At 36.0% G+C, this 5,261-nt stretch carries 4 protein-coding genes; all 4 read left to right on the top strand.

The features are described 5' to 3' along the window. Positions 1–792: 792 nt before the first annotated feature. The 4 genes from HCG49_RS18270 (at position 793) to HCG49_RS18255 (ending at position 5,063) form a co-directional block, all read left to right on the top strand. On the top strand, positions 793–1,263 hold the full coding sequence (locus HCG49_RS18270) for an OsmC family protein (protein ID WP_168470920.1): 471 nt from the start codon (positions 793–795) through the stop codon (positions 1,261–1,263). Positions 1,264–1,311: 48 nt separating this feature from the next. Further along, positions 1,312–1,671, top strand: a complete 360-nt coding sequence (locus tag HCG49_RS18265) for a KTSC domain-containing protein (protein ID WP_168470919.1) — start codon at positions 1,312–1,314, stop codon at positions 1,669–1,671. Positions 1,672–2,082: 411 nt separating this feature from the next. Next, positions 2,083–3,354 carry an NAD(P)/FAD-dependent oxidoreductase gene (locus HCG49_RS18260; RefSeq protein WP_168470918.1) on the top strand — a complete coding sequence of 424 codons (1,272 nt, stop codon included), beginning with the start codon at positions 2,083–2,085 and terminating at the stop codon, positions 3,352–3,354. Between the two features lie 1,001 nt (positions 3,355–4,355). Then, positions 4,356–5,063 carry a hypothetical protein gene (locus HCG49_RS18255; protein ID WP_168470917.1) on the top strand — a complete coding sequence of 236 codons (708 nt, stop codon included), beginning with the start codon at positions 4,356–4,358 and terminating at the stop codon, positions 5,061–5,063. Positions 5,064–5,261: the final 198 nt, after the last annotated feature.

Raw genomic sequence — 5,261 nt, 5'->3', positions numbered from 1 at the left:
GAACTTTTTATTCTTTTCTTCTTCGCCCTGTCTCCCAAAGCGGCTGCAAATGTACAGCTTCTTTTTTATCCGGCAAGCTTTTTTGAAAAAATTAAATTCTTTCTTTTAGCTTAACTGACAACGGAAACAAAACTCAATGAACATGGCGCTCTTAACGCCTTTTCCGTTTGCTCGGCACTGCCTCGCTAGCGGACGGCAAAGGTACGCCACTTTCTAAAACTGACAAGGTTTTTTACAAGGTTTTTACACCCTTACCCCCATTTTATTTTTAACCGCTTTAATATAAGTATTTTATAAAGTAATAAAAATCGAAACTCGCTCCGAAAAGTCTCACGACTTCGCAGCATACATTAATTGATTCATTGTTACATTGCTCAATTTCCACATTGAACCCATTGCTAATTTCACATTGCAAAAAGCGTTAGGGATTGCAGCGGCATCCTTTTTTAGCGGCAGCGCCGGCTAAAAAAGATACAGCGGAAAGCCCGACCCCTTAGGGGAACGCCCAAATCCTTATACTATATATTATATAGATAGTAAGTTAAGCGCGGGGTGCGATTAGACTAATAGACATGAGCTTCTAGAGTAGTGGTTTTAACAAAAACACCCTTATTGCTACATTACACATACTTTCTTTAATCGTAGTTCGTTCTTTTATAATTGAGATAACACTCAGATTAGGATTCACCCTTATCTTGAGCAATAAAACTGCTGGCTGCACTCTTTTATACTGTATTGGGTGCTACGAGGCATTTAAGAAACAAAAGTACGGAAGGAAAATTTTTGAGCAAGATGAAAAACCACCATTACAAAGCCAAAGTCCAATGGACGGGAAACTTGGGAAAAGGCACCCTTGATTCCAAATCCTACAATCGAAACCATGAAATCTCAGTGGACGGAAGATATATCGGAATAAATGGTTCGTCTGACCCTGCTTTTTTAGGAGATGGCACAAGGTATAATCCCGAAGACCTTTTTTTATCGTCCATATCTGCTTGCCATATGCTTTGGTACTTGCATTTATGTGCTACACATAAGATCATAGTCACAGAATATTTGGACAACGCCACTGGCATTATGGTGGAAACGGAAAATGGCAGTGGAAGATTCACTTCGGCCACCCTGCATCCACAAATAAAGATTACAGACGCCAATATGCTTGAAAAAGCACACGAATTGCACGAAGAAGCCAACAAAATGTGCTTTATCGCCAATTCCTGTAATTTCCCAATCGGACACAAAGCGAATATTACAGCTAAATAAAGCGGCTTCAAAAATTAGCAAGGACCCTAGGTCTAAGCATATATTAATATGGTATACTTAAAAAGAGTATTCTTTATAATGGTCCTTGGGCTGAACTTTTCTTGTGAAGCTCAAAAATGTGAGCCCCTGGAGGAGAATTTCAAATCCTATCCATCAGCTTTAAAAGCAATAAGGGCGCATGTCTTTACTATAAAGGAACGATGTGATACCAGTAAGAGCTCGTGGATTCTTGGAGCAGAATACTATTCCTGCAATAACAAAAAGGGCTATTTATTAATCACCACAAAAGGTAAAACTTACATCCATAAAGATGTTCCGGCACCTATATGGACGGCCTTTAAGAAGGCGGATTCTTTTGGCGAGTACTATAACGCCCATATTAGAAATAAATATCAGCTCATCATCTGACAAAAACAACCTCCTTAAAAGAGAACACAAGACCACTACCGTCTAGGAGACTCCTTTAGTCCATGGAACACTAAAAAAGTAAGGTGAGCAGTAAGTAGTTACATACGATAAAATACAAAAGTCTTTCAACCTTCAAACCGCTATGGGGAAGTGAATTAAAATTTTCATGGTTCCAAAACCAGACCCAGTTGAAATGACCAATGATCCTTAAAAACAATATCGAATATCCGTTACCAATATTGTATACTCTTGATCATCAGCACAAAACTTCTTCAAATTAGACGATTCCTAATAGAACAATTGTTACATTTTTACCTTAATCCGTTGTTACAATAACATCTCTGTGCTTATTACCGTCCTTTTAGGTGCATTTTAAGCATTACCCATTACCTTTGTAAAAAAATTTACAAAATGAATAAGAAGCAGACCATAGTGGTTGTAGGCGGTGGATTTGCAGGATTGGAGTTAGTAAAGAGAATGGGGAACTCCAGCAAATACGATCTGATATTAGTGGATAGTAATAACTATAACTTTTTCCCTCCCTTAATATATCAGGTGTCCACAGGTTTTATGGAGCCCTCTGCCATCAGTTATCCATTTCGGAAGATTTTGAGGGATAAAAAGAGCGTTCATTTTAGACTTGGATCTTTGGAACGGGTAGTCCCTTCCGAAAATAAGATCGTTTTAAACAACGGCGAATTACACTACGATATATTGGTGATGGCCACTGGAGCAGAGACCAATTTTTTTGGCAACAAGAATATTGAAGAAAAAAGCTTGCCGATGAAGACCATCAGCGACGCCCTTTCGTTAAGGAATGTGATCCTTACCCGCTTGGACCGCGCCACGCGATTAACGGATAAGGAAGAGCGTAAAAAACTCTTGACTTTTGTCGTTGCCGGTGCCGGCCCTACTGGCGTAGAGCTTTCGGGTATTTTAGCAGAAATGAGATCTAATATCCTTACCAAGGATTATCCAGAGCTTAGCAAGGAAGATTTAGGCGATATCTATGTCATAGACGGACAAAAATCTGTATTGGCCCCTATGTCCGAAAATTCACAGCGCTACACCCATAAGCAACTCAGCAAATTGAACATCAAAATAAAGCTGAACACTTTGGTGAAGGATTTTAAAAACCAAACGGTGTTTTTATCGGATGGAAGTGAAATACAGACCAAGAATTTAATCTGGGCTGCTGGGGTTTCTGCAAAAACCTTTGAGGGCTTTTCCCAGGATAGTTATGGAAGAGCAAAACGCTTAAAGACCAACGCCTTTAATTTGGTCAGCGGATATGACAATATATATGCGCTGGGAGATAGTGCCTTGGTTTCGGGAGATGAAAATTACCCGGAAGGACATCCACAATTGGCCCAACCCGCATTGCAACAAGCTAAGAATTTGGCCGACAACCTTAATTCCGATAAATCAAACTGGACCCCCTTCCGTTATAATGACAAAGGTTCCTTAGCGATTATTGGAAGAAATAAGGCGGTGATGGATTTCCCAAAACAGAAATACCATTTAAAAGGATTCGTCGCTTGGTTTATATGGATCTTCGTTCATATCATGGGATTGGTCAATTTTAAAAATAAAGTAAGGACCTTGTACAACTGGCTGGGGTATTATATCTATAAGGATCAATCTTTTAGGATGATCATTAAACCCACCGAAAGGAAACAGTAGACTGTTGCCAAAACAAATCGCGCATTATTACTGTATCTATTCAACGGCTTTATCTTAAAAGATAAGGCCGTTTTTAGTAACACTCGAATTTCCAGCGCACTTCTTTAGGTTGCTATCGCTACTCTCGGCAGCCATCACCACTGAAATCGGCTTCCTTAAACTAAAAGGTTTTACCGACTAGTTGCCTATTTAGTTAAATTTCAGTCCTGCCTTACATCTTGAAGCCATCTTATTGGGGTCCTCCCTTATCTTTTTGATTTTTATAATACTCCTATCTAGATATGTGTTAAAAAGTGATTTTTATAAAAATGAGATTAAAAACAGTAGTGTTCCGAAAAAATTAGTGTATTTAGGAATCTATATTGCCCTGTTATTATTCCTCTTCCCTGTGGTGTTCTATACGGGAAGCGCCATTACCTTCGGAATACTGAAATTATTTAATATCCTAAAGTTTTAGCTCATAGATGCCCAACGGAGAGGCATGGGTTTAAATTAAATTCCAACTCTCCATAAAACCATTCCTAAAATAGCAGCATACTTCCATTGATGTTTTTAAAGTTCTATACTTTTTAAGCAAGAACCCTTTCAAGAAACATAAAAGGCTATACTACCTGATTTATAAGAAACTAGATAGATTACCATAGCATACCATAGTCTATATCAGACTTACTTCTTTATTATATGTAATATATTCCTACCCTATTAATTTATTTTACGATATTGGTCGCAAGAATTTTATGAATTAGACATAGCCGTAATATGTAACCTAAATGTTTAAAAGACTAATTATGGCGGCAATTCTTAATACTTTTATCAGGCACAAATAACCTTATAATTTATATAAATAGTTAGTAAGAACGTAATTTGGAAGAATGTACATGAATAAAATAAGAATATTAATAATTCAAAAGTTCAATTATCTATCGTTGAGATTAATTTATTGGGAATAAACTGAAAATCCAATTAAAAAAAGAAGTAGGTATAAATGATAATATTTTAAAATGAAAAAATTATTAATTGCAATTACACTTTTACTTGTAGTAAGTTCATTAAGCGCACAAGACAAAATTTACTTTAATGATGGTTCTAAAATTGAAGCAAAAGTATTAGTTGTATCAGAGGTTAACATCCAATATAAAAAAATTGACAACCTATCTGGCCCAACCTTTGAAACAGGATTGTCAAATATTAATATGATAGTTTATGAGAACGGTTCGCATCAAATGTTTAATCAAGAACTTGATAAAAGTAAAATTTCAAAAAAATCAAATAGCGGCTTTCGAAAAAACAGAATAAATTTAGATTTATTAGCATTTGGTGAAAATGGTCCTACTTCAATTTCTTATGAAATAATCAACAAGAATGGCTCGAGAGGTATAGAGATTCCAGTTAACGTTTATTTCAACAGTGATGGAGTGGTCGGTTATACAGTTGGAGCCAATATAAAGTATTATACAAATAATCAAGGAAATGGATTTTTTATAGGACCAGCAATAGGATTAGGAGCTTTTGATTGGTATGGCGGAAATTATTCTTATTATTACACATCAACAGATTTTAGTGCATATCTTGGTATTAAACTAGGTTATCAGTTTCAAATCAGTGATTTGTTTGGAATAAATTTAGCTGGAAATGGAGGAGGAATTTCAAACTTTGATGAATTCGATTTTGGATATTCTATAAACCTTGGAATAAATTTTTCTTTTTAAGAAAAAGGAAAACCAAAGTAAACTAAGCTTCCAGAAATTCTTTTAAGATTACTTTAGATAAGAGTTGGGGAGATGATATCAATACTGAATTGGGACTATCTTATAAAGTGTGTAAATAGAAAAATAACGGGGGCCGGCCCCCGTTATTTTTTGTTTAATTTTAATTTAGCACTTTATGAAAAAAGAAGATTTATTTGA

Origin of the sequence: Arenibacter sp. 6A1 (assembly GCF_012272855.1) — a bacterium.
Taxonomy (GTDB): Bacteria; Bacteroidota; Bacteroidia; order Flavobacteriales; family Flavobacteriaceae; genus Arenibacter.
This window is presented reverse-complemented; position numbering and strand designations above follow the sequence as displayed.

Excerpts from the sequence above, each read along its gene's own strand:
- HCG49_RS18270 (WP_168470920.1), top strand. The coding sequence starts at position 793 with ATGAAAAACCACCATTACAAAGCCAAAGTCCAATGGACGGGAAACTTG.
- HCG49_RS18265 (WP_168470919.1), top strand. The coding sequence starts at position 1,312 with ATGGTATACTTAAAAAGAGTATTCTTTATAATGGTCCTTGGGCTGAAC.
- HCG49_RS18260 (WP_168470918.1), top strand. The coding sequence starts at position 2,083 with ATGAATAAGAAGCAGACCATAGTGGTTGTAGGCGGTGGATTTGCAGGA.
- HCG49_RS18255 (WP_168470917.1), top strand. The coding sequence starts at position 4,356 with ATGAAAAAATTATTAATTGCAATTACACTTTTACTTGTAGTAAGTTCA.